18 protein-coding genes are annotated in these 25,255 nt (G+C 44.4%); 17 read left to right on the forward strand and 1 reads right to left on the reverse strand.

Annotated features, from left to right (window positions below; genetic code table 11):
* Nucleotides 1-37 precede the first annotated feature (37 nt).
* The 4 genes from NSQ50_RS06870 (at nucleotide 38) to NSQ50_RS06885 (ending at nucleotide 4,635) form a co-directional block, all read left to right on the forward strand.
* The gene (locus NSQ50_RS06870) at nucleotides 38-961 is read left to right on the forward strand and encodes a carbohydrate ABC transporter permease (RefSeq protein WP_076224199.1); all 924 of its coding nucleotides are present in this window, start codon (nucleotides 38-40) and stop codon (nucleotides 959-961) included.
* A complete protein-coding gene (locus tag NSQ50_RS06875) occupies nucleotides 958-1,827 on the forward strand; it encodes a carbohydrate ABC transporter permease (RefSeq protein WP_036675824.1) in 870 nt (289 codons plus the stop codon). The genes NSQ50_RS06870 and NSQ50_RS06875 overlap by 4 nt, the downstream gene beginning before the upstream one ends.
* A 281-nt stretch (nucleotides 1,828-2,108) precedes the next feature.
* Nucleotides 2,109-3,506, forward strand: a complete 1,398-nt coding sequence (locus tag NSQ50_RS06880) for an MATE family efflux transporter (protein WP_038569377.1) — start codon at nucleotides 2,109-2,111, stop codon at nucleotides 3,504-3,506.
* Nucleotides 3,507-3,828: 322 nt separating this feature from the next.
* Entirely contained in the window at nucleotides 3,829-4,635 is an 807-nt protein-coding gene (locus tag NSQ50_RS06885; protein WP_179087386.1) for an AAA family ATPase, read from the forward strand.
* Between the two features lie 104 nt (nucleotides 4,636-4,739).
* Here the strand turns inward: NSQ50_RS06885 and NSQ50_RS06890 are convergent, their stop codons facing one another.
* Nucleotides 4,740-5,777 (reverse strand): LacI family DNA-binding transcriptional regulator, encoded by a 1,038-nt coding sequence (locus NSQ50_RS06890; RefSeq protein ID WP_076098905.1) that lies wholly within the window; start codon nucleotides 5,775-5,777, stop codon nucleotides 4,740-4,742.
* A 465-nt stretch (nucleotides 5,778-6,242) separates the two neighbouring features.
* On the opposite strand from NSQ50_RS06890, the gene NSQ50_RS06895 reads away from it, so the two are divergent.
* From NSQ50_RS06895 to NSQ50_RS06955, 13 genes are all read left to right on the forward strand, one after another.
* Nucleotides 6,243-7,163: an ABC transporter permease gene (locus NSQ50_RS06895; protein ID WP_051490892.1), complete on the forward strand. Its 921-nt coding sequence runs from the start codon at nucleotides 6,243-6,245 to the stop codon at nucleotides 7,161-7,163.
* A gap of 17 nt (nucleotides 7,164-7,180) precedes the next feature.
* The gene (locus NSQ50_RS06900; RefSeq protein ID WP_036675818.1) at nucleotides 7,181-8,062 is read left to right on the forward strand and encodes a carbohydrate ABC transporter permease; all 882 of its coding nucleotides are present in this window, start codon (nucleotides 7,181-7,183) and stop codon (nucleotides 8,060-8,062) included.
* A gap of 61 nt (nucleotides 8,063-8,123) precedes the next feature.
* On the forward strand, nucleotides 8,124-9,737 hold the full coding sequence (locus NSQ50_RS06905) for an ABC transporter substrate-binding protein (RefSeq protein WP_051490876.1): 1,614 nt from the start codon (nucleotides 8,124-8,126) through the stop codon (nucleotides 9,735-9,737).
* Between the two features lie 57 nt (nucleotides 9,738-9,794).
* Nucleotides 9,795-11,276, forward strand: coding sequence for a glycoside hydrolase family 32 protein (locus NSQ50_RS06910; RefSeq protein ID WP_076141172.1), 1,482 nt, complete (start codon nucleotides 9,795-9,797; stop codon nucleotides 11,274-11,276).
* A 21-nt stretch (nucleotides 11,277-11,297) separates the two neighbouring features.
* The gene (locus tag NSQ50_RS06915) at nucleotides 11,298-12,191 is read left to right on the forward strand and encodes an ROK family protein (RefSeq protein ID WP_076141173.1); all 894 of its coding nucleotides are present in this window, start codon (nucleotides 11,298-11,300) and stop codon (nucleotides 12,189-12,191) included.
* 86 nt (nucleotides 12,192-12,277) lie between these two features.
* Nucleotides 12,278-16,081 carry a GH32 C-terminal domain-containing protein gene (locus tag NSQ50_RS06920; RefSeq protein WP_076179007.1) on the forward strand — a complete coding sequence of 1,268 codons (3,804 nt, stop codon included), beginning with the start codon at nucleotides 12,278-12,280 and terminating at the stop codon, nucleotides 16,079-16,081.
* A 309-nt stretch (nucleotides 16,082-16,390) separates the two neighbouring features.
* Nucleotides 16,391-17,380: a LacI family DNA-binding transcriptional regulator gene (locus NSQ50_RS06925; protein ID WP_244886434.1), complete on the forward strand. Its 990-nt coding sequence runs from the start codon at nucleotides 16,391-16,393 to the stop codon at nucleotides 17,378-17,380.
* Between the two features lie 21 nt (nucleotides 17,381-17,401).
* Nucleotides 17,402-18,382 (forward strand): N-acetylglucosamine kinase, encoded by a 981-nt coding sequence (locus NSQ50_RS06930; protein WP_036675810.1) that lies wholly within the window; start codon nucleotides 17,402-17,404, stop codon nucleotides 18,380-18,382.
* Nucleotides 18,383-18,425: 43 nt separating this feature from the next.
* Nucleotides 18,426-19,724, forward strand: a complete 1,299-nt coding sequence (locus tag NSQ50_RS06935; RefSeq protein ID WP_036675809.1) for a 6-phospho-beta-glucosidase — start codon at nucleotides 18,426-18,428, stop codon at nucleotides 19,722-19,724.
* A 24-nt stretch (nucleotides 19,725-19,748) separates the two neighbouring features.
* On the forward strand, nucleotides 19,749-20,675 hold the full coding sequence (locus NSQ50_RS06940; protein WP_036675807.1) for an ABC transporter permease: 927 nt from the start codon (nucleotides 19,749-19,751) through the stop codon (nucleotides 20,673-20,675).
* Nucleotides 20,676-20,734: 59 nt separating this feature from the next.
* The gene (locus tag NSQ50_RS06945; protein WP_036675805.1) at nucleotides 20,735-21,625 is read left to right on the forward strand and encodes a carbohydrate ABC transporter permease; all 891 of its coding nucleotides are present in this window, start codon (nucleotides 20,735-20,737) and stop codon (nucleotides 21,623-21,625) included.
* A gap of 33 nt (nucleotides 21,626-21,658) precedes the next feature.
* Nucleotides 21,659-23,305 (forward strand): extracellular solute-binding protein, encoded by a 1,647-nt coding sequence (locus NSQ50_RS06950; RefSeq protein WP_076224197.1) that lies wholly within the window; start codon nucleotides 21,659-21,661, stop codon nucleotides 23,303-23,305.
* 37 nt (nucleotides 23,306-23,342) lie between these two features.
* Nucleotides 23,343-25,076 (forward strand): family 10 glycosylhydrolase, encoded by a 1,734-nt coding sequence (locus tag NSQ50_RS06955; protein WP_076224194.1) that lies wholly within the window; start codon nucleotides 23,343-23,345, stop codon nucleotides 25,074-25,076.
* Nucleotides 25,077-25,255 lie beyond the last annotated feature (179 nt).

The following is a 25,255-nucleotide window of genomic DNA, read 5'->3' on the forward strand; positions in this document are numbered from 1 at the left end:
GGCGGCCATATTATGATCTTCAGGTGGGGATATAGAGATGGAAATAATTAATAGATCTCCGAAACGTCGTTCACGTATTCATGCAGGTGAGGCACGAGCCGCGTATATATTATTGATCCCTGCCTTCATTGGGCTGATCTTTCTAACGTATCTACCTCTTATTGGGGTGCTCGGGATCAGCTTAACGAATTGGACGGGACTTTCAGACCCCAAATTTATTGGCTTCGAGAATTATATTAATCTATTTACCACTGATCCTTATATTAAAGATTCTATTATAGCTACGGTCTACTTTGCCGTCTTATCGGTAGTTGGAGGTATGATTTATTCACTTTTTATTGCGATGCTACTGAATCGTAAAATTCCGGCAAGAGGGTTTTTCCGAGCTGTTTTCTATGTACCGTACGTTTTGCCGGCAGCCGCAATATATGTAGGATGGTCTTGGTTATACGAAGCTAATTTTGGATTTTTTAACTTTATTCTCTCTGAGATTGGTTTGAACAAAGTTTCTTTTATCGCGGATTCCAGCTATGTCATTCCATCTCTATCCTTGATCTCGGTTTGGCTGTCAGGTAACTTAATTGTTATTTTCTTAGCTGGGCTGCAGAATGTTCCGGTCGTCTACCATGAAGCGGCTGAAATGGATGGTGCGAATGGATGGAAACGATTCTTGCATATCACTTTACCGTGCATGTCGCCCATTATCTTTTACAATTTGTTAATGAGCTTGATTGCCAATCTCCAAATTGTTACGCCGGCTCTTTCATTAACGAATGGCGGCCCGGGTAATTCTTCACGATTTTTAACTTATCTGATGTATGATCAAGCTTTTGTAAATTATAAATTAGGGTATGCTTGTGCAACAACGGCCGTTATTTTTGTTATTCTTGCAGGCTTTACTGGTGTATTATTCAAAACCTCCAACCTATGGATTTTTAATGAAGGAGGCGATGACAAATGAGTGTAGCCACATACGGAAGATTAAAGAGTAAAAAACGTAATAATCAATGGATGAACCTGATCTCGTTTGTCGTTGTCATTTTTTTTACTATACTCGTGCTCTTTCCAATCTGGTGGATATTTCGCACGTCGCTCATGTCGAATGCCGAGATATACAAATATCCGCCTTCACTGCTGCCAGGAAATTGGTTGTTTTCAAACTATGCAGAAACACTAGAGATATTTAAGTTTTGGAAATATTTATGGAACACCATGATTATTATTGTACCCGCTTGTTTGGCAGGAACCTTTACAGCGACCTTATGCGGTTATGCCTTTGCAAGACTGCGTTTTCGGGGCAAAAAATTGATTTGGGCGCTTTGTGTCGGTTCGATGCTTCTACCTGCCATGGTTACTCTTATTCCGCTATATATTGGGTGGACGAGAGGCTTAGGAATCCATGACAGCTATCTGCCGTTGATTTTGCCTTATTTCTGTGGTGGTGGCGCTTTTAATATCTTTTTGATTAGGCAGTTTATCATGTCTATTCCAAGAGAGCTTGATCAAGCAGCAACGATCGATGGTGCTGGATATTACCGCATTTTGTTCAGCATTATTATGCCGGCTATTAAATCTGCAATGATCGTTGTGGCATTATTTATCTTTATCGGTTTATGGAATGATCTACTTCAACAGATGATTTACATAAACTCAAGCGATAAGTATACGATAGCCTTGGGACTAACCGCTTTTAGAGGCCAACTAAAGCAGGACTGGTCGCTGACGATGGCGGCTACGTGTATGTCCTTTGCGCCGGGCGTCATTTTTTATCTGATTGGTCAAAAATATTTCGTAGAAGGAATCACGTTGACAGGACTGAAAAATTAGCTCCAATGGCTAAAGATAGCGCACTGTAATCTGCTCTGAAGTGTTAATGGGGGCACCTTTCTGCTAAGGCTTAAGTTCCGAGCCTGGCGGTATAAGGTGCCCTTTATTTGTGCTGTGAAAATATAAATTTAAAGATAAAATCCTTTATGAGATAGAAACAATCCCTTTTGCGGTAGTTGCTAGCCATCCTGTCTTATAGACTTGTTAATGTAAGGAGTCCCGTAAATCTTTGAACGAGGACTTCGCATATTCAGTCAAAAGAAGGAGAGAAAATCCACATTATGAACACTGTAACACAGATAAACAACAGCAAAGACAAGCAGACGCATTTTATTCTCAACGGTAATCTATGGAATATTATGGTCCAGTTATCATGGCCCGCTATCATCGCAATGGTTCTCTATGGCTTAAATGCGGTTATTGCCGCTGTATTTGTGGGAAGGTTTGTCGGAGAGGAAGCACTGGCTGGGGTTTCGGTAGCTTATCCTTTAACCCAGATCAGCTTGGGACTGGGCTCCTTGATCGGGGTGGGTGCCGGTTCTGCTTTAAGTTTAGCCCTCGGCAGGCAGGACAAAGAAATGCAGAAGCGTTTGATGGGGAATGTTAATTATCTGTCCATCCTTGTAACGCTTGTCTATATGGTGTTAGGTTTACTTTTCTCCACACAGCTGGTGCGAATTATGGGAGGAGAAGGGGAAACTCTGGCTCTTGGAGACAGCTATTTTAGAATTACGGTGATCGGTTCATTTTTCTGGATTTATGGACTGGCTGCCAATATGATTGTGCGTGCCGAAGGGAAAATGAAATCGGCAGCCGTGGTAATGGGCATTGGACTGGCAGTTGATGTATTGTCCAATTATATTCTGGTAGCCTGGCTGGATTTTGGAGTAGAGGGTGCTGCCTGGGCTACAAATATCGGGATGCTGGTCTACACCTTGCTGGGATGGATTTATTTTGGCAAAGGATTTGCCTCATTCCGAACGAATGTCTTCGCAATTTATCGGGATGCTGCCACAATCAAATCCATAGTTGGACTGGGAATGTCCTCTTTCATTATGAACTTTATGAATCTGGTACAGGCTGTTGTAGTATTTAATGCACTGTCGAGATACGGGACTACAGCAGATATTGCATTTTATGGTGTGGTTTTCCGTGTATTCACCTTCCTGTTGACGCCGATATTCGGATTAATGCGCGCCTTGCAGCCAGTCATCGGCATTAATTTTGGAGCAGAACAGTATGAGCGCGCCATCAAAGCCTATAAAATATTCACACTCGTCTCCATGCTGCTGACTTTGCCTTTCTGGATAATTTCCATGATCTCGCCGGCTTCCATTCTGGGACTAATGCTGCCGGATCAAATCTTTAAAACCAGCGAAATGTTATATTTCCGGTTGAACATGGCGGTTCTGCCGTTATTGTCGCTCATTTTTATGGCCATGACCTTTTTCCCTGCGATTAATAAAGGGAAGCCGGCGGCCGTTATCGGCATCACCAGACAACTTGTTTTTTATGTGCCAGTGATGCTTGTTTTGCCAAGATGGTTAGGCGTCTCCGGAGTATATTGGGGTTCGCTTGTGATTGATTCTGTGGTTGTAGTGTGGACGGTAATCCTGGTAACTAAGGAATTCACCCGGCTCAGAGCTAAGTCCAAGCTAGCCAGGACTTACAATATGTGAAGGCAGGATGCTGGAACCTCTGCTTTGCCTGGATGGACGATTTAATAGATATACCCCGAAAGAGCCTTGGAACTATAAGGCTCTTTTTTGTGCTACTGGTTGACATTATAAACAAAAAGAAAGTATGATATTTTAAATCGTAATAATTACGAATAAATACACTGTGGAAGATGAATTGATTTGTGGATAATGAATGCTCACAAGCCGGCTCTATCGTTCCTCACGAGGACTTCGAACGGCAATTAGCGCAGGTTGAACTGGATTCAGAAAGGATCTTTTGGATTTCTTGAAAATAACCATTTTAAAGGAGCTTTAATAAATAATGAACAAAAGCAGCAACAATCAACGTCTACCCAGAGCAAAAGGGATTGATATGGGTACCTATTATACACCCAAAGAATGTGCCAAAAAGGTTAGACATCTCGTCCTACCCGATATGAATCGAAAGATTGTCGAAGAATTCATTACGATCTTAGGTATGAGGGGAAGCTTTGAAGAACATCAAGTTCCCATTCCCAATAAAGTGGTTATGTATGGTCCACCGGGCACAGGGAAAACACTTACGGCATTTTATATGGCGCAAATGCTGGAGCTTCCACTTATCCTGGTCAGACTTGATGCAATTATTCACAGCCATTTGGGTGAGACTGGAAGTAATATCCGGAAAATATTTGAGTATGCCAAAGCATCTCCTTGTGTTCTTTTCCTGGATGAGTTTGATGCCATTGCAAGAACACGGGAGAGTAATGACGAGGTTAAAGAAATGGCCCGTGCGGTGAATACACTGCTGCAATGTCTCGATGATTTTGGTGACAATAGCATTTTTGTAGCAGCGACGAACCTAGAAAATGAACTGGATAGAGCTATTTGGCGAAGGTTTGATACAAAAATGATTTATTCCAACCCGGATGAATCAAGTAGGCGTCAATATGTTGAACTGTTAATTAATGACTTTGAAAGTGAAGCTGGGTTGATGGAGGAGGCATGCGAACGTCTTTCCGGTTGCAGTTTTGCTGATATTGAACAAATTGTCCTGAAAGCGAAACGTAAGGCGATCATAGAGCATTGTCTGCTAAAACGAGAGCATATTGTTCTATCCTATGAAGAATACAATCCTTCCATAAACTAATTGTGGGCGATTATATATACAGGATATTGTAATTGGAACAATTCAACGAAAAAAAAGAACCCCAGCGACGGAATTATTAATCGCTTGGGTTCTTTTTAAATTCATCAACTGATATTAGGTGTAGAGTCTCTTATGATGAGTTTGGTATAAATATGAGAAACCTGATAGGGTTGCTTCGGATCATGAATTCGGGAAAGTAGCATTTCGGCTGCTTTGACACCCATCTGATTACTATAAATATGAACAGTAGTGAGATGGGGTTCAACAATGTTTGATTCAGGACCATTATCAAAACCACAAATGACGATGTCATTAGGAATGGAAAGCATGTTTTTGAGTGACTTCATAAAGGTAACCGCAATATAATCGTTAGCACACACGAAAGCAGAAGGAAGCTCATTGATTTGACTCAGCCTAGTATCTGCCCACTCCGGATTCGAAAAAAATAGTCGATCGTCATCGAGAATACATTGTGAGAGATCAAGCTGGATGCCAGATTCTATCAATGCGCGATTAAAGCCCACCCATCTTTCATTAAAGCTCCTACAGTGATTATAGTCCCCGATGAACCCCAGTGATGTGTAACCGCCATCAATTAACTTTTTTGTAAGTTGATATGTGCTATGTTCGTTTTCCATGAGAAGTACATCTGCTTGGAATTCAGGGTAGCAGATATCTGCAGAACAGTCGATGAAAATAGTTGGAATGCCTAGACTTGTAATTAGCTTACTATATTCCGAATTGAACAACTCAATACAAATAATTCCGTCTACATTGGCGACATCAAAATTATTTGGAAGAGACAGGGACTCCTGATCAATGTCTCTTATAATGTGCATGGATAAATTATATCCTTCTGCACTGATTCGTTTCTCCATGCCACTGATCAGTTTCGATCCAAAGTGGGAAGTGTTAGGTAAGTTTTCTGTTAATAAAGCGATATTTCCAGAGTTTCTTGGTTGAACACTCTCGGTGTCCATAAAAGCAAATTGTTTATATTTTAACTCTATCGCTTTCTTTATAACCTTGTTTCTAGTTTCATCAGGTATACCATTCGTTCCATTTAAGGCTTTGGAAGCTGTATTTCTGGAGATTCCTAAAGCATCCGCGATGTCTTGTATGGTTACTTTTTCCCTGGCCATCTATGTAATTCACCTCTATATTCTTGTTCTTAACCTTCGCCACAAATAGTGTACTATTTGGCATGATTCCAACTCTCTTTAATGTATATTAGTTTACTCAAAATAGCAATATGATATTTACAAATGCACAATTTAGTTTACATTTTATCGGCGTATAAGTGTGCAAAAAAGATATTATTCTTTTCATCTTCATGAGAATATGTTGACTTTAAAGTATATAATCCTATTTAAATTGGCTGTATTTGTAATTATGTAAAATTATATGCATCATTTATGAACATAATGCTTTGTCATATGCACATAAATATTTTTACAAAATGTATTGACGAACGATTAAGTGTTTGGTAAATTGTAAAAGCAGCAGGACATAAGCCAATTGAAAGCCCTTACTGCATCAAGATATAAACATTGATAAGAACGGAGGTAAAGGTATTGCAAAACCTAATAGAAGCTGAACACAGAACAATGGTGACCAAACATAAGAGCTCCTTACTAGACTATCTAAAGAAGTACTACTTTCTTTATATTTTGCTCGCACCAGCTGTGATCCTGACCCTGATTTTTAAATACGGTCCTATGTATGGTGCGATTATCGCCTTTAAAGATTTCAGCCCAATCAAAGGGATTATGGGAAGTGAATGGGTAGGCTTGTACAACTTCGAGAAATTCCTGTCATCCCCCAACTTCGAAGTTATCTTTATGAATACGCTTAAATTAAGTTTCTTCGGATTAATTCTGAGTTTTCCAATTCCTATCCTGCTTGCGTTGATGTTAAATCAAATTCGCCGTGCAGGCGTCAAAAAGAACATTCAGTTGTTCTTGTATGCACCTAACTTTATTTCTGTTGTCGTTGTGGTCGGGATGTTGTTTATCTTCTTGTCCCCAACGGGACCGATTAACCAGTTTTTTACCTGGCTTACAGGTGAACCAATCATGTTCATGTCTCGTCCGGAGTACTTCCGTTCGATCTACATTCTGTCCGATATTTGGACCGGAGCCGGTTGGGCATCCATTATTTATGTAGCAGCGCTTGCTAATGTCGATCCTGAGTTACATAATGCAGCCAATCTTGACGGCGCTAATCTTCTACAAAGAATCCGCCATATCGATTTGCCAACCATTCGTCCAATTATGGCTATTGTATTTATCCTTGCAGCTGGTGGGATTATGTCCATTGGCTTCGAAAAAGCCTATCTCATGCAAACGGCGATGAACTTGCCAACCTCAGAAATCATTCCGACTTACGTTTATAAAATTGGTTTGCAGTCGGGCGATTATGCCTATTCAGCCGCAGTAGGATTGTTTAACTCTATCATCAACATCGTCCTGCTCATCACCGTTAACTTCACCGTGAAGAAACTGAATGAGGGCGAAGGTCTTTACTAAGAAAGGAGCAACAAGCTATGCCCATTAAACATTCCGGATTAGATCGCTTTATCGTCGTGCTTAACGCGATCTTCCTGACACTGGCCGTACTTATCATTGTACTTCCTTTGATTTATGTAGTGATTGCATCTTTTATGGATCCATCAGTTCTGCTCAGTAAAGGATTATCATTCAACCTTTCGGATTGGTCATTAGAAGGGTATATAAAAATTCTTTCTAATCCGGCCATGATCCGAGGTTTTGGAAACTCTGTTTTATACTCTGTTTCATTTGCTATGCTTACCGTTCTCGTCTCTATCTGTGCAGGGTACGCACTGTCTGATGACAGGCTCAAAGGAAAAGGATTCTTCATGACCTTGTTTATTATCACCATGTTCTTTGGGGGTGGGCTTATACCAACCTATCTGCTCGTTAAGAATCTTGGTCTGCTTGATACAGTCTGGGCGGTGATTATTCCAGGGGCAGTTAATGTATGGAACATCATTCTCTCTAGAACTTTCTTCAAAGGAGTACCGAATGAAATGAAGGAAGCCGCTAATGTAGACGGAGCTTCGGAGATGCGGATTTTCTTCAGTGTCGTATTACCGCTCTCCAAACCGATTGTTTTCGTGCTCGCTCTTTATGCCTTTGTGGGCCAATGGAATTCCTATTTTGACGCGATGATCTATTTAGATAATCCTAATCTTCATCCCCTGCAGCTCGTGTTGCGTTCCATCTTGATCCAGAATCAGGTAGATCCGGGCATGATCAGCGATCAACTCGCCATGGCGGAAATGAAACGATTGTCTGAAATCATCAAGTACGCTGCCATCGTTGTTTCCAGTTTGCCACTTATTGTTATGTATCCGTTCTTCCAGAAGTACTTTGAAAAAGGTGTTATGGTCGGTTCCCTTAAGTAGGAAACAGGCTGCACATAGATAAAGATTAATTCATTCATATCTAATTTGGAGGTCATACCCTATGAAAAGAATTAAGAAATCAAGAGTATCAACGAAAGTAGCTTCTGCATCTGTACTTGCTTCGTTTATGTTCCTTACTGCATGCGGTGGCGGAGGAGGAGGGGGAAGTGCGGCTAGTAAAGAACAGGACGCCAGCGGTAAAGTAACTTTGAACTTTATTACGCAAAGCTCTCCACTTGCACCAGTTGATCCAAATGAAAAACTGATTAATAAGCGTCTTGAAGAAAAGACGAATGTTCATATTAATTGGAAGAATTTCACGAAAGACGTATTTGTTGAAAAAAGAAACTTGGCTGTGGCAAGCGGTGATCTTCCTGATGCGATTTTTAATGCGGACTATAGCGACTATGAGCTGCTCAAACTTGCTAAAGACGGTGCCATTATTCCGCTGAATGATCTCATCGAGAACAATATGCCCAACTTCAAAAAGGTGCTGGAAGAAGCCCCGGAATACAAGAGTATGATTACGGCACCAGACGGTAATATTTATGCCTTTCCGTGGATCGAAGAGCTGGGCAATGGCAAGGAAAGAATCCAGGCGGTAGACAGTATGCCTTGGATCAATGTGGAATGGCTTGAGAAGCTGGGCCTTGATATGCCTACAACAACAGAAGAATTAAAAGAAGTATTAATTGCATTCAAGACAAAAGATCCAAATGGCAACGGTAAGGCTGACGAAATTCCTCTGTCCTTTATTAACAAGCCTGGAGCAGAAGATCTGGTTTTCCTATTTGCTTCGTTCGGATTGGGTGAGAACCCTGACCATGCGGTTGTGAGCAATGATGGAAAGGTAATATTTACGGCGTCACAAGATGACTACAAAGAAGCCGTTTCTTTTATTAACGAGCTGTATAAAGAAGGACTCATTGATATTGAAGCCTATACACAGGACTGGAGTACTTACCTTGCAAAAGGGAAGGATCAGAGATACGGACTTTACTTCTCATGGGATAAAGCCAATATCACTGGAGCAAATGACACTTACGAGGTTATGCCTCCGCTTGCTGGACCAGATGGTGAAGTTAACGTAACAAGAACGAACGCGCTTGGTTTGGGCAGAGGCAAGATGGTTGTTACTAGCGCCAATAAGAACTTAGAAACGACAGCGAAATGGGTTGATCAACTCTACGATCCGATTCAATCTGTACAGAACAACTGGGGAACGTATGGAGACGATAAACAGCAAAATATCTTCGAATTTGATAAAGAAAAAGAAATGCTGAAGCATTTGCCGCTGGAGGGTGCAGCTCCTGTAGAACTACGTGAGAAAACAAGTGTCGGTGGACCATTAGCTATCCTTGATTCCTATTATGGCAAATTCACAACCATGCCGGATGATGCTAAAGGCAGAATGGATATTATCAAGAACATCATGGCGCCAAAAATGAAAGCAGAAAACGTAATGCCGAGTGTATTCCACTCCATTCAAGAGCTTGATCGCCTAACGACAATTGAGACGGATCTTTTTGCCTACGTGCTTAGAATGCGTACTGAATGGTACCAAAATGGTAAAGTTGAAGCGCAGTGGGATGAATACCTGAAAGAATTGGACCGTCTGGGCTTGCAAGAATGGCTTGAAATTAAACAAGGCGGCTATGACAGAGCAAGCAAATAATAAACTATAAATAATATACGGTAAAGACCGTGTTCGGGAGTAAAGGAGAAAACAATAATGTCTACGATTGCGAAACAAAATTACCGCGGAGTGTATCATTTTTCCCCTAAGGAAAAGTGGATGAATGATCCAAACGGAATGGTTTATTTTGAGGATGAATATCATTTGTTTTTTCAGCACCATCCAGGTGGAATGACTATGGGCGCTATGCACTGGGGCCATGCGGTCAGTAAGGATCTTGTTACATGGGAGGAGCTGCCTATCGCTCTTGCTCCAGATGAATTAGGTATGATTTTTTCCGGCAGTGCCGTAGTCGACTGGAACAATACGACTGGATTTTTTGAAGATAAACCAGGTCTAGTAGCAATTTTTACACACCATTTGGATATGCCGGAAGGCAAGCCAGCCATTCAGCGTCAAAGCTTGGCCTATAGTAAAGATAACGGAAGAACCTGGACGAAATATGATGGGAATCCGGTACTTGAACATGATACATTCATTGATTTCCGTGACCCGAAAGTATTTTGGAATAAAGATACTAATAAATGGGTGATGATTGTAGCTTGTGGTCAAACGGTGTGTCTATATCATTCTCCTGATCTGATGAACTGGACATTTGCCAGTGAATTCGGAGAAGGAATCGGTTCTCATGACGGGGTATGGGAATGCCCGGACTTGTTCCCGCTGGCCATTGATGGCGATCCTTCGAACACGAAATGGGTGATGCTAGTGAGCATCGGTGCGGATCCCGCTTTTGTGGAAGGATCAAGAACACAGTATTTTACAGGGGATTTTGATGGAGAAGTGTTCACGCCAGATGAAGATTCGATTAAAATTCGCTGGCTTGATTATGGAAGAGATAACTATGCAGGTGTAAGCTGGTCCGATATACCGGCTGAGGATGGAAGAAGACTATTTATCGGCTGGATGAGCAACTGGATGTATGCTAACAAGACGCCAGCAGAAGAATTCCGTGGTGCGATGACAATTGCAAGAGAACTTCAGCTCGAATCAAGACAAGGGGGAACTTTTCTTGTGCAGAAGCCGGTACAAGAGTTGGAATCAGCTCGTGTACAAGTCCTTTCTATAAAAAATGCAACGGTGCAAGAAATCAATACTCTTCTTAAAGAGATTCGCTTGGAATCTTATGAGATTATAGCTGAGTTCACTCGGGGTAAATCTGTAGGTTTCAAAGTAAGAATTGGTGCGGATGAACAAACAGTGATCGGTATCAACGGTGACACAGAGGAACTTTATGTAGACCGGAAGGCTTCGGGCCAGCATGATTTCCATGAACATTTCGTAGGACATCATTCAGCCAAACTCGCAGCGCTTGATGAGTCAAATGATCTCCGTATTTATGTGGATTGCTCTTCCGTTGAGGTGTTTAGTAATGGAGGTCAGGCAGTAATTACGGATCTTATATTCCCTGGACTAGAATCTAAAGGTATTGCTGTGTTTGCAGAAAATGAGAATGACTTGCTGATTTCCCTGGATATCTATGAGCTTACTCTCTCTGCTGAGCAAGACAAGAATTAGTCACCGAGAGGAGTCTTGTATATGCGTATAGGAGCGATTGAAGCTGGCGGGACGAAGTTTATATGTGGCATCGGGAATGAAAATGGGACCATTGAAGATCAGATCAGTTTCCCTACAGAACATCCTGAGTTGACGTTGCCCAAAGTTATTCAATATTTTCAAGACAAACCAGTAGAAGCTATCGGAATTGGATCGTTTGGTCCAATCGATATACGCCCAGATAGCCCGACGTATGGTTACGTTACAACAACACCAAAACCAGGTTGGGGAAATTACGATATGCTGGGCACTTTGAAAAGATACTTTTCGGTTCCCTTTGGCTGGGACACGGACGTCAATGCAGCGGCATTTGGTGAAGCCAAATGGGGCGCTGCCCAAGGGTTATCCAGCTGTTTATACTATACAGTTGGCACGGGTGTTGGTGTGGGAGTGTATTCAGAAGGCAAACTTATTCATGGTCTTGTGCATCCTGAAGGGGGGCATGTTCTTACAAGACGCCATCCTGAAGATGAATTCCCAGGGGGATGTCCCTATCATGGGGACTGCCTAGAAGGGATGGCGGCAGGTCCTGCTATTGAAGCAAGGTGGGGGAAGAAGGGACATGAACTTCCTATAGATCACCTTGCATGGGAAATGGAAGCATTTTATATTGCGCAGTCGATTACGGGTGCTATATTGCTTAACTCTCCTCAGAAAATCATTCTGGGTGGTGGTGTTATGCAGCAATCACAATTGTTTCCACTTATTCGGCAGGCCGTGCTTCAAAACCTGAACGGTTATGTTAGCTCAAGTACTATTTTAGAACACATAGATGAGTATATCGTTCCACCAGGTCTAGGCCAACAGGCGGGATTATGTGGTGCTCTGGCTCTTGGACTCACAGCACTGGAAAGTCAGATTTCTGCTCAATTGTAAAAGAATATAGAGAGGAGGTCAGTGCAGTAATGGATTGGCCTCCTTCTTGTTTTTCAATATTAATGATAGAAAAGAGGCTGAAGAAGATGAAAAATAAAGGAAAATTTGTTTTGTCCTTTCTCATGGCAACAGGATTTGTTATGACTTCAGCAGGCATTTATGTAGCAAATCCCGGTACTGGGTGGGCTGCGCCCGCTGATCAGGAGGTAAGTAAACAAGCTAAGGAGGGGCTTTCTATTTTTGAAAGCGTAACCAAAACAAACACAAACTTGACAGGTTGGCAAATAAAAGGAAAAGGTAAGTTGGCGGATACTGTTGAAGGGATTTTACTGACTTCTGATCCACAAGAAAATGTAATGGCAATCTCCGAAACGGTATCAGAGGATTTTATCTATGAAGCTGATGTCATGATCAAGGATATGCAAGCTGACGCGACCTTATTGTTCCGTTCTAATGAAGATGGCTGGGGTTCCTACATGCTCCAAATTGTTCCGAATGCAGGTATGATCCGCTTACGAGACGCAAGTGATGGTGAAGGGAAATTAAAAGAGGAGCGGAAGGTTACTGTTAAGGCAGGAGAGATCTATCATCTCAAGGTAAAAGCAGAGGGTTCATCACTGAAAGTATATTGGGACAACGAATATAAATCTGTGATTGAGGTTCACGATCATGCGTATCGTACTGGTAAGCTAGGGCTCAATGTATGGAATGGTTCTGTTTTGTTCCAAAATATTATCGTAAGCGACCTGAAAGGAAATCTGGGTGCTGTGGTTACAAATAAAGGACAATGGCAGCCTAATATCAACGGCAAAAAAGGAATGGCAGTAAACCAGATGAAGTCACAGCAAATTTATAATAAACAAGCTGCTGATTTTGTATATGAAGGAAATATATCTCTTCGTCCTGATTCTGTTGCAGCGCTCGCATTTCGTTCATCGGCTGATGGAACAAAGGGATATGAAGCATCCCTGACAAAGGAAGGAAATCAGGTTCGTGTAAGTTTGACGAAAGCTAACGGAGCAACAATTGCAAGTTCACAGCAAACCTATCCAAGTCAGACCGGAGCAAAACATCATGTAGAGATAAAGGCGAAGGGAAACAGAATTCAGGTCTTCCTAGACGGATACACCCCGGCTGCGATCGATCTAACAGATAAAACCTATACCGATGGATATACAGGAATCGTCGTTAAACAGGGAACGGCTTACTTCCAGGATACCTATGTGACGGATGCCAGCAGTTATTATAATGAAAAATATCGTCCTCAATACCACTATACGCCAATTCGTGGTTCTGCCAGTGATCCTAACGGACTTGTCTACTTCGATGGAGAATATCATCTATTCCATCAGGACGGAGGCACATGGGCACATTCTGTCAGTAAAGATATGCTGAACTGGAAGCGCCTTCCGATTGCGCTGCCGTGGAATGATCATGGGCATGTCTGGTCTGGATCAGCTGTGGCAGATTTGACGAATGCATCAGGTTTGTTCGGGGATTCAGGAGGCAAGGGGCTGATTGCCTACTACACTTCCTATAATCCCGATGGCCCGAATGGGAATCAGCGTATCGGTCTTGCATACAGCAAGGACCAAGGTCGTACTTGGGAATATTCCAAGACGCGTCCTATGGTTATCGGAAATCCAGGCGATAATGGAGGGGAGCCCGGAGGCTGGGATTTCCGTGATCCGAAAGTGATTCGTGATAACGACAATAACAGATGGGTAATGGTTGTATCCGGTGGAGATCATATTCGTTTCTTTACTTCAACAAATCTACTCGATTGGACCCTAACAGATAGCTGGGGATACGGGGAATATGTTCGCGGCGGTGTATGGGAATGTCCGGATTTGCTTCAGCTTTCGGTAGACGGAACATCACAGAAAAAATGGGTTTTGATGATTAGTACAGGAGCGAATTCAAAAACAGGCGGATCAGATGCTGAATATTTTGTGGGTCATTTAACAGCGGAAGGTAAATTCGTTAATGTTAATCCGGCAGGGAAAGTTTTGCGAACAGATTTTGGAAAAGAATTCTACGCTTCAATGTCTTTTTCGAACATGCCAGATCATCGCAGCGTAATGATGGCGTGGATGACAAACTGGGACTATCCGTTTGCTTTTCCAACAACCCATTGGAAAGGCGTACTGTCAATCCCAAGAGAAGTCTCATTAGTAACGACAAAAGATGGGATTCAGCTCGCTCAAAGTCCGATCAAGGAGTTGGAATCGCTGCGTAATCAGCTGTATTCTACTGCTAACAAAGAGGTGAGTCCTTCTTCTCAGAATCTATTGAAAGGGGTTACCTCTGGTGCATACGAAATTGAAGCTGAAGTAGAAATTCCAGCAGGTAGTCAGGTTAGTGAATTTGGCTTTAACGTTCGTGTAGGGGGAAGTCAGCAAACGGTTGTTGGATATAAACCTAGTGAGGGTCGGATTTTCGTGGATCGGTCTGCATCTGGTTTGACGGATTTTTCGAATCTATTTAGTAAAAGACATGAAGCGGCAATGCAAACGGAGAACAAGCGAGTTAAGCTGCGTATCCTTGTAGATGAGTCTTCTGTTGAGGTTTTTGGCAACAACGGTAAAGTTGTTTTCTCTGACGTCATTTTTCCGGATCCAGCCAGCAGAGCTTTGAGTTTTTACACCAAAGGAGGCAACGTAAAAGTCGTATCTCTGAAGGTGAATCAGTTAGGCTCTGTATGGAATCAGGAGACGGGCTCAGCTACCAAGATAATGATGGATACAAGTGATCGCGAACTGAGCAAGGGGCAAAGCGACATACTTTTGGCGATGGTAGAGAATGGTACCGGTAATGGGGCACAGCCGCTTAAATGGAATTCCAGTAACAAGGATGTAGTTGAACTAAACGTGGTGGATAAATCCCAGGCAACCCTTGTAGCTAAAAAAGAAGGCGAGTCTATCATTACCGTCTCTACTCCAAATGGGAAGACATCAGCTAGCTTATTAGTTAAGGTATCTGGGGGTGAATTTCATACGAACTTAAGTGGGTGGACTAAAGATCTATCTGCAGCCTCCTGGGTCATTGGTGAAAATGGGATTCGTGGAAATTACTTGAGTGACGCGAATTATATCGCAGAGAAGCAGGCAGGAGATTTTACTTATGAAGCAGATATGATGTTAGGGAAATCCGGAGGAGCAGGCTCTATGTTGTTCCGTGCCAGCGAAGATGGACGCAGCGGATACTACTTAAATCTGGATCCGAATATGAAGTCCATCCGTCTGTTTTATAAAATCGACGGCCGTATTGAAGAGCGTCAGATTCTAGCAAAAGTTCCGACGTTCATTCAGCCGGGTCAAACCTATAAAGTGAAAATCGAAGCGAAGGGCCCGCATATCGTGGTTTATGTGGATGGGCAGAAAGTCATCGACCTCCAGGACGGCACATTTGCCGAAGGCCGCTTTGGACTACATGTATTTGGCGGAAATGCTTCATATCAAAACGTTAACGTGAGCGGAGAAACACCTGCCAATTTAACCACTTCCAGTCTAGTAAATGCAGAACTACAGAAATCCCTTTATACAGCAAATCTCGCAAATGGTGAAGCTGTTACACTGAAGGATGCAAATGATTCTACGGATCAGAAGTGGGTATTCGTGCCGACGGGGGACGATGCAGGTTCTTATTCTATTCGTACAACAGCCGGTCAGGCGCTTGATCTCGACACAGGGCAAAATAAAATCCAGTTATACCCTTATCTTGGATATAACAATCAGCGTTGGATTTTTCACAAGAATGATGATGGTACCGTAAGTATTATTTCTGCTCATCATAAGAAAGCGCTGGAAGTATCGGCGGATGGGACGACACTGTCTCTAAGCGAGCTTGATCCTACTCTTGATCGACAAAAATGGGTAATTACCAATTAACCTGAGGAAGATAGAAGCAAGGGAAGGGGGGAATAGCGTGTCTAAAAAGCAACTTGTCTGCGGATGAGTTGCTTTTTGTTTTGGCTGCATTTTATGTATTGACGGATATTGGAAATGTAAGTAGAATGTAAATTAGTTAAAACCTTAAAACTTTTGTAAAGAATTTTGGTGTTCTTGATAAAGGCAAAGCTGACATTCAGTGTGCAATTTTCAATCAGAACATAGAAATATCACGAAAGGTAAGGTTTTTTATTTACCTAAAAAGTTTAATCGTTTAAACTTTCGGGTAACGGAGGTATGGAAGCTAAGATGAATATACATGATGTAGCCAAAAAGTCGGGACTCTCTGTAGTGACCGTATCCAGGGTGCTTAACAATTTACCCTCTGTACGGGAAGCTAATAGACAGAAAGTGCTGAAAGCTATGGAGGAATTGAATTATCAGCCCAATTCAGCAGCGCGGAGTCTTGTGAGGGGCAAAACGGGAGTCATCGGGATGTCGATTACCAACTTTAACGACTCTTTCTATGACCGGGTTATTCGCGTGGTGAACCGGAAGCTGGCAGCGCAAGGGTATTTTTTAGCCCTATCGATCGCCGAGAATGAGGATGAGGGCGACAATTTCCTGTTTCAGAAGGATCGCGTTGACGGAATTATCCTGTTGTCCCCACTTGAAGAAAAGGCATATGTAGAGGAACTGAAAAGAAAAAACATTCCGTTTGTATTGCTGGATAACCAGTTTCAGCATGAGGATGTGCCTAGCGTCGTGGTCGATAACTATCAAGGCGGGTATGAGGCTACAAAGCACTTGATCGATCTTGGGCACACTCAAATTGCCTATATTGGCGGCCCTTCGGTATTTCTAAGTGTAGCGGAGCGAAAGCGAGGTTATGTCCAAGCGCTCGAGGATGCCGGGTTAACGCCATTCGGAACGGAATACTGCAGCTTTACAGTAAGCGGCGGCTATGAGGTGGCCAAGAGATGGATCCGCGAAGATAAGCTGCCGACAGCTTTTTTTTCGGGGGACGATTTTATTGCTCTTGGAATGGTTCAGGCTCTCCGGGAAGAGGGAATTCGAGTACCCCACGATATCTCAATTGTTGGATTTGATGATCAGCAGTTCGTAGGTGAATTTTACCCGCGGTTGACGACGGTCAGACAACCTGAGGCACAAATGGGCAATATAGGCGTTGATTTACTACTAAAAATGATCAATGGGGAGGTGATGCCGCCCGCTGTAACGAAGCTCGCTCCGCAGCTACTCATTCGTGAATCCACCGCATCTGTTAGATTACCTTGAATTTTAGGAGTGAAATCATCCGTGAAGTATTTTTTGGGAGTTGATGCAGGAGGCAGTAAAACCCACGCAATGATTGCAGATGAACAAGGGAAGGTCATCGGAGTTGGCAAGGGTGGGATCGGAAATCATCAAATAAACCGTGAGCAGGCGGTGAACAGTTTGCAGCAGGCCCTATCGGAAGCAATTATGGCGTCAGGGCTGACCAAGGATCAGCTGGATTACTCCTGGTTCGGCTTAGCGGGAGCGGACAGAGAGGCTGATTTCCGGATTTTGCGACCGATCATCAGCAGCTTTGATCTTCCCCAAACTGAGATTTCCTGCGATACATGGATAGCCTTGCGGTCAGGTACAGAGAAGAACTACGGGATCGTGCTGATTTGCGGATCGGGCGTGAACTGTAGTGGTAAAAATCCGTTGGGTGCTACATACCAATGTGGTGGATTCGGCTACCGGTTCGGGGATTATGGCGGTGGCTATGATTTAAGTATTGAGGTATTCCGTAGCGTCCTTCGGGCGGATGAGGGAAGAGAGAAGGAGACGGTCCTAACCGAACGCTTAACGCAATTGTTGGGCTATTCCAATGTGTCGGAATTAAGAGAGGATTACCTGGATCATTTCAGAGACCTGCCTCCCCATATTGCTGAACTATTATTTCAAGCGGCAGAGGAAGGGGACCAGGTTGCCACCGAGCTGCTGGTCAAGCAAGGGGATGAGCTGGGTTTGGCCGCGGTATCGGCCATCCGTCGCTTGGGCATGGAGGAGGACTTCTTCGACATCGTACTTGCAGGCAGCCTGCTGACAAAGGGAGACCGCTCAGGCATCATCCGGCGGGCCATTGAGAGAAGAGTGAAGTTGTCGGCTCCGAATGGCACTTTAAGGATTTTGACCCGGGAGCCGGTTGTAGGATCGGTCGTTCTGGCTATGGAAAGCAGCGGTATGCGTGTAGATCAGAAGGTTCTAGATAATCTATCACAGGGGAAAGTACCGAACACAATAGGCTAGTTTTTATAAGACCAAAATGAAAAAGATGAAGGAAGGGTCTATCATGGAGGAAACATTGAAGCTGGTTGTCATCGGAGCGGGATCATCGTATACGCCTGAGCTTATTGAAGGCATCATCCTGCATCACCAAGAGCTTCCCATCCGTGAAGTATGGCTGGTGGATATTGAGGAGGGAAGGGAGAAGCTGCATACGATTGCAGAACTGAGCAAACGCATGATCGCTGAGTCCGGACTGCCGATTACCGTGGTCCAGACGTTTGAACGCAGGGAAGCCATTGCCGGAGCGGACTTTGTATGCACGCAAATCCGGGTAGGCATGCTGGAAGCGCGCAAATGGGACGAATTAATTCCGCTTCAATACAATGTCATCGGCCAGGAGACGACAGGTCCCGGAGGGATGATGAAAGGCCTACGGACCATCCCGGTCATTCTGGATATTTGCAAAGACATTGAGGAGCTGGCTCCGGATGCCTGGTTGCTGAATTTTACGAATCCGGCCGGTATGGTGACTGAAGCTGTTCACAAATACTCATCGGTAAAAAGCGTAGGATTGTGCAACTCACCGATCGGTTTTCAAAAGTGGCTCTCCGAGTTCTTCGGACTTCCTATGGAGAAGATCTACGCGGAGTTTGTCGGCATCAACCATCTGCACTGGGTATCCGATATCGTGATTGACGGTAAAAGCAAGCTGCAGGAGCTCATTGATTACCCGCAGAGCTACAAGGCGAGCAATGTGCCGTTTGATTCCTGGGACTACCGGTTTCTGAATGCTTTGAAAGCGATTCCCTCTTATTACCTGAGCTATTACTATATGACGGACGCGATGCTTGCGGAACAGAAGGAAGCAGCAGCAACGACTGGATCGCGCGCTGAGGTAGTGAAGAAGGTGGAGGAAGAGCTGTTTGAACTGTACCGGAACGTAGAGCTGAAGGAAAAGCCCAAGCAGCTGGAACAGCGCGGCGGAGCCTACTACTCGGAGGCGGCAGTGCTGCTGATGCGCTCCATTTATAATGATTCCCGCGATATCCAGACGTTGAATGTAAGGAATAACGGAATTATTGACTTCTTGCCGGACGATGCCTCCATTGAGGTGAATTGTATGGTCACCAAGCAAGGTCCGCTGCCGATTCCGCTGCGCATAATTCCTCAGCCCGTAAAAGGCTTGCTGGCTGCAGTCAAACAATACGAGAGCCTCACCATCGAAGCGGCTGTGCACGGAGACCGGGATATAGCCCTGCAGGCTATGGTTCATCATCCGCTCGTGCCTTCGGTCACCGTAGCTGAACAACTGCTGGATGAAATGCTGGAGAAGAACAAATCGTTGTTGCCGTTGTTTCACTAGAATCGTCCAGAGGAGGAAAAGCGGATGAACACGGCCGAGAAACCGCGTAGATGGAAGAAATTTATCAGTCAATTGGATTTGCAGTCCATGGTTTGGCCGGGAATTATCTTTGTATTCATTTTTAGCTACATTCCGATGTATGGCGTGGTTATGGCATTCCAGCAATACGATATTTTTGGCGGCATTATGAAGAGCCCATGGGTTGGATTTATGCATTTCAGAATGTTCTTCGAGGCGCCGGAGTTCTGGAATGTGATGCGAAATACCCTTGTGATCAGCTTGCTTAAATTGATTATCTCTTTTCCTGCCCCGATTCTTCTTGCGCTGATGCTGAATGAAATCGGGAATATGGGCTTTAAACGTATTATCCAGACCGTCAGTTATTTACCTTATTTCCTGTCCTGGGTTATAGTATCCGGGTTTGTATTTTCGCTGTTATCCGTTGACAACGGGACGGTGAACTATGTGCTGGAGCGATTCAATCTGGTAGGGGAACCAGTTAACTTCCTGGCGTTACCCAAATACTTCTGGTCGATTCTAGTAAGCGTAAATGTGTGGAAAGAGGTCGGATTCGGGAGCATTGTCTACCTGGCCGCGATTGCAGGCATTGATCCAACCCTATATGAGGCCGCTTCTATAGATGGAGCAAGCCGGTTTAAGCAAATTCACTTGATTACACTCCCCAGCATTACCCCCATTATCATCATCTTTATGATTCTTGCCATCGGCAGTCTGCTCAGTGCGGGCTTCGAGGACATTTTGCTGCTGGCAACCAATCCAATTCTGCGACCCTACTCCGATGTTATCGACACCTATGTGTACCGTGTTGGGATTTTAAATGCCAGATTCTCTTATGCGACAGCGGTAGGGCTATTCAAGGCGGTGATCAGTGTCATTCTGCTAGTGACGGCCAACAAAATCGCTCGCCGGGCAGATGTTAGTCTCTGGTAGTACTACTACTCATAGCGAATGCTTCCGATGCTCCATAAACCTTTTAGGAGGGGTGAACAATGAGACTAAGCCTAGGCGACAAAATCATGCAGCGGAGTATGTATATCCTTTTGACGCTGCTGGCGTTACTCATGCTATACCCGTTTTGGAATGCGCTGGTCATTTCCTTTAATCTAGGGAGCGATACGGCGCTCGGTGGTGTAACCTTGTTACCGAGAGCTTTTACTCTGGAAAATTATTATATTGTGTTTCAGGATCAACGCCTGCTGAATTCTTTTCTGATCACCATTCTTAGAACGTTATGCGGCACGGCATTGTCTGTCTTTTTCACGGCACTGTTAGCCTACGGAATGTCCAAGAAGACATTGCTATTTCGAAAACAATATATGGTGTTCTTCATGATTACGATGTTCTTCAGTGGAGGGCTCATCCCTAGTTATTTACTAGTTCGCTCTTTGGGTATGCTGGACACCTTTTGGGTGCTGATTATCCCCGGCATCATCAGTGTCTGGAACATGATTGTCATCCGCACCTTCTTCCACGCTCTGCCGGAGGGGTTAGAGGAATCGGCCAAAATCGACGGCAGCAGCAACTACGGCATTTTTTTCCGAATCGTCATTCCCGTCTCCGGCCCGGTGCTGGCCACGATTGCCTTATTCACCGCAGTAGGTTACTGGAATGACTGGTTTACGGGAGCGATCTATATTACAAAGGATCACTTGCTTCCTATACAGACCCTGCTGCGCCAGATTATGAACTCCAACATCATGACCCAAATAGGCTCATCGAATGCTATCGCGCTGGATCATATGAACCGAAATCGGACGATTACCACGAAGTCACTGACTATGGCTACGATGATGATCGCTACCATTCCAATTATCCTGACGTATCCTTTTCTCCAAAAGTACTTTGTTAAGGGCGTAATGATCGGTTCGATGAAAGAATAGCAGTCTCCATATTATGTAGAAAGAAGGGAAAAGATGCGCAATCGTATGAAATGGGTATCTCTTTTGCTGACTTCACTGGTGCTTCTTCTCGCTGCCTGTAGCGGAGGAGGAAATTCTAACACTTCACCAAACACAAGCGAGAAAAATCTGAATACTGAGGCCGCCACAGATGACGGCAGCGGGATCAAGCCCGTCACCTTCAGCTTCTATGGAAACTATGACTGGCTTACGACATCACCATGGGGGGATAATGAGGCGACAAAATGGATTCAGGAGAACCGTAAGGTTACTGTTGAACCCATACAATCCGGAGGAGCGGCCGGAGAAAAGCTCAACACGATGATCGTCGGCGGTGATTTACCGGATGTCATTTTTACTGACCGGGGATCCTCAGTGGAACGGCTGGTGCAGGCAGGACAACTCGTTGCGCTGGATGATTACTATGAGAAGTATCCGAACTTCAAGAAATATGTGAAGGAATCCACCCTGAATTTGCTCCGTTCAGAAGACGGGAAAATCTATCAAATCCCGAACTGGTATACATCCGGGCAATTCGGCAACGGCGGATGGATGGTGAATAAAGATATTTATAACGAACTCGGCAGACCGGCGCTTGAGACCTTTGATGATTTGTATCAATATTTGCTTAAGGTGCAAGAAAAGTATCCGGATGTAGTACCTCTGGAGGTTGGGGAGAAGGGGGCAGGTCTGGAAATTATGTATGGTGGTTTTAAGGAGAACTCCACCAGTAAGTTCATTTCACTCATGGGATATCCGGATGGCGACAAGCTGTCATCTATCTTGGACGATCCCGCTTACGAGGAGATGGTGCTGTATATTAATAAGCTGTATCGTGAACGGCTGATTACGCAGGATGCTCTGCAGCAAACCCAGGATGCGGTCAAAGAAAAGGTCAATACCAACCGGGTAGCAGTCATGGTCGAATCCAATATCACTACGTATGGAGCCGAGGGACACCGGGCACTGACAGCGAATAATCCGGACAGCGGTTATGAGATTATATGGCCGATTCATAAAGCCGGTCTAGACAAAACACAAGTGTTTGTAAGCGGCTTTGAGACGCTGGGTTGGAACGTTAATGTCATTACGAAAAAGGCCAAGGATCCAGAGGCCATCTTCGCTTATTTTGACTGGATTACGGGTCCGGAGGGACAGAGGGTGCTTTTCTTCGGTCCTAAAGGCTTGTACTGGGATGAAGAGGATGCGGACGGAGCGCCAATCCCGAACGAGAAATACAAGACGACTCCTGCTAACGAGCGCACGGAAACGATGCGGAAATTCGAGGACTTTAACTGGGCGGGAAATACGACCTTTATTGATACGGCGAAAATGAGCCTCGAGGCGCTGCTTTCTGCGAACCAGAAGTCCTGGGAGACCGTGGCGCAGTCCACGGTGACCTGGAAAACCGCGTTGGATATCACGGAGTTTGTAAATACCGATCCGATTCCGGATACGGAGATCGGCATCATCGCACAGAATATCGGGGATATTTATACCCTTGCTTACGCCCAGATGGTACAGGCGAAGTCGGATGAAGCGGTGCTGTCGGCGCTGGAGACAGCTAAAAAGAACACCGAAAAAGCGGGGCTGGCTAAGCTGCTTGAATTCAGAACCGAAAAATGGCAGGAAAATGTTAAGAAAATCAACGCGACGAAATAAGACTATTATAAAATTTTATACTTGTGGAGGCGAGATTATGGTATTTGCGTTGAGATCGAGGTTCATAGCACTGTTAAGCATCGTGTTGGTTTCTTCGATAGCCGGTGGTTCCGTTCCTGTTATGGCCGAGGAGGAGAGTAACCCCCCTTTCGAAACGGAAGTTATTGTACGGACCGTAAACCAGTTTAAGAACATGACGGATGTTCAGAATTTCATCGCGCTGTCTACAAGCTATGGCGTCGATGTTATTAGCATGAACGTGAAGCAGGATGAAGATGATGAGGTTCCGTCTGGAAGTGTATTTTATCAGAGTGATATCGCACCAATTGCCCAAGGCTACCAGAATTTCGACGCCCTGCAGGCTGTCATTACGGCAGCCCATGCTGCAGGAATCAAGGTTCATGCCTGGATTCCACAGTTCCATGATCAGCAGGCCTTCCTGGAGCACGATGAATGGCAGATGCAGGCGCTGGTTGACGGGGTTCAGACTCCGTTTACAGGTTCTAACGGCAACGAATACTTCGTCAATCCAATTCACCATGAAGTGCAGCAGTATGAGCGTTCCATCATTCAGGAAGTGATCGAGAATTATGATGTGGATGGCGTTGTGCTGGATTGGATCCGCTTCGATAATTACAACATGGACGTCAGTGATTACACGGTTACGAAGTATCAGGCGCAGTTCGGGTATTCACCGCTCAGCATTGACTTCGAGACGGATTCTCCTCAGAGAGAGCAGTGGAATGAATGGAGGACCGATCAAATTGGACAGTATGTGGGCGATATCCGTCAGGATATCACCCAGTCCTCGAAGCCGGATGTGCAGCTCGGCGTGTATATTTTGCCGCCAGAATTCATTGAAGTTGGGCAGAATGTAGCCAAATTCAAGGATGATATCGACTTTGTTGCACCAATGGCGTACTTTGATGACTGGGAGTTCAACAGTGATTGGGTATACAGCACTTCCTACGGCATCCTGAAGGATACGAGCGACCGGATTAGCGGCAGTGACGTGGAAATTGTTGCGACGCTGGATAATGACTGGACAGATGATCAATATCAGGAGATTTACAAGGGAATCCGCGAGAATTATCCAGGTGTGAAGCGTCTGTCGTTCTTTGCTTACGGGGCCTGGCCAGAAGATGAGCTGGCTAATATCAAAGAACGTGAAACCTGGCCTACGCCAGGCTGGACGCCTCCGGTAGAACAAGACTATCCGGCTCAATTACCAACAGGATGGAAGGCGCGGAATATCGGTTCCATGCCGGGGAACGTTACCTACAATTCTTCCAATAAGCAATTTACACTCAGCAGCAGCTCTACGGATATTTGGGGAAATGGAGATCAACTAAATTATATATACCAATCCGTGCGAGGCAATGCGGAGATTATTGTTAAAGTGCAGTCCACTAGCCGATTGGACGGCTGGGCCAAGGCCGGCATTATGATTCGGGAGTCGCTGGGTCATAATTCGAAGCATGCAGATATGATGCTTACCCCCGAAAATGGGGCAGCCTTCCAGTATCGTGCAGAGACTGCCGGCAATATGGTTGATCAGACTGCGGCTGCCTCGGCTCCAAGATGGCTAAAGCTGACCCGAAGTGGAAATACCTTCAAAGGGGCTATTTCGACGAACGGGAATAACTGGAAAACGGTCGGAACTGTTCAGATTCCGATGAACCGCAAGGTGTATATTGGCATAGCACTTAGCAATCCCGGGGATGACTCGAGGAATAAGGCTGTGTTTGGAAATGTGAAGATTACGGATTAAGCTTAATACAAGGGCACCGGTTCTTCTTTATCCGGGGGAGTTTTCGTTTATCAGGTTAACCAGAAATATCTGGTTAACCTTTTTTATTTCGGTATAAGGTGATGGTGGGGGATAAATCCAATTGAAATCTGAAATGAATATAAAGCTGCTAAATCTGGTGGTATATTTAATGCAGCTAA

The organism is Paenibacillus sp. FSL R10-2788 (genome assembly GCF_038003885.1).
Taxonomy (GTDB): Bacteria; Bacillota; Bacilli; order Paenibacillales; family Paenibacillaceae; genus Paenibacillus_AQ; species Paenibacillus_AQ odorifer.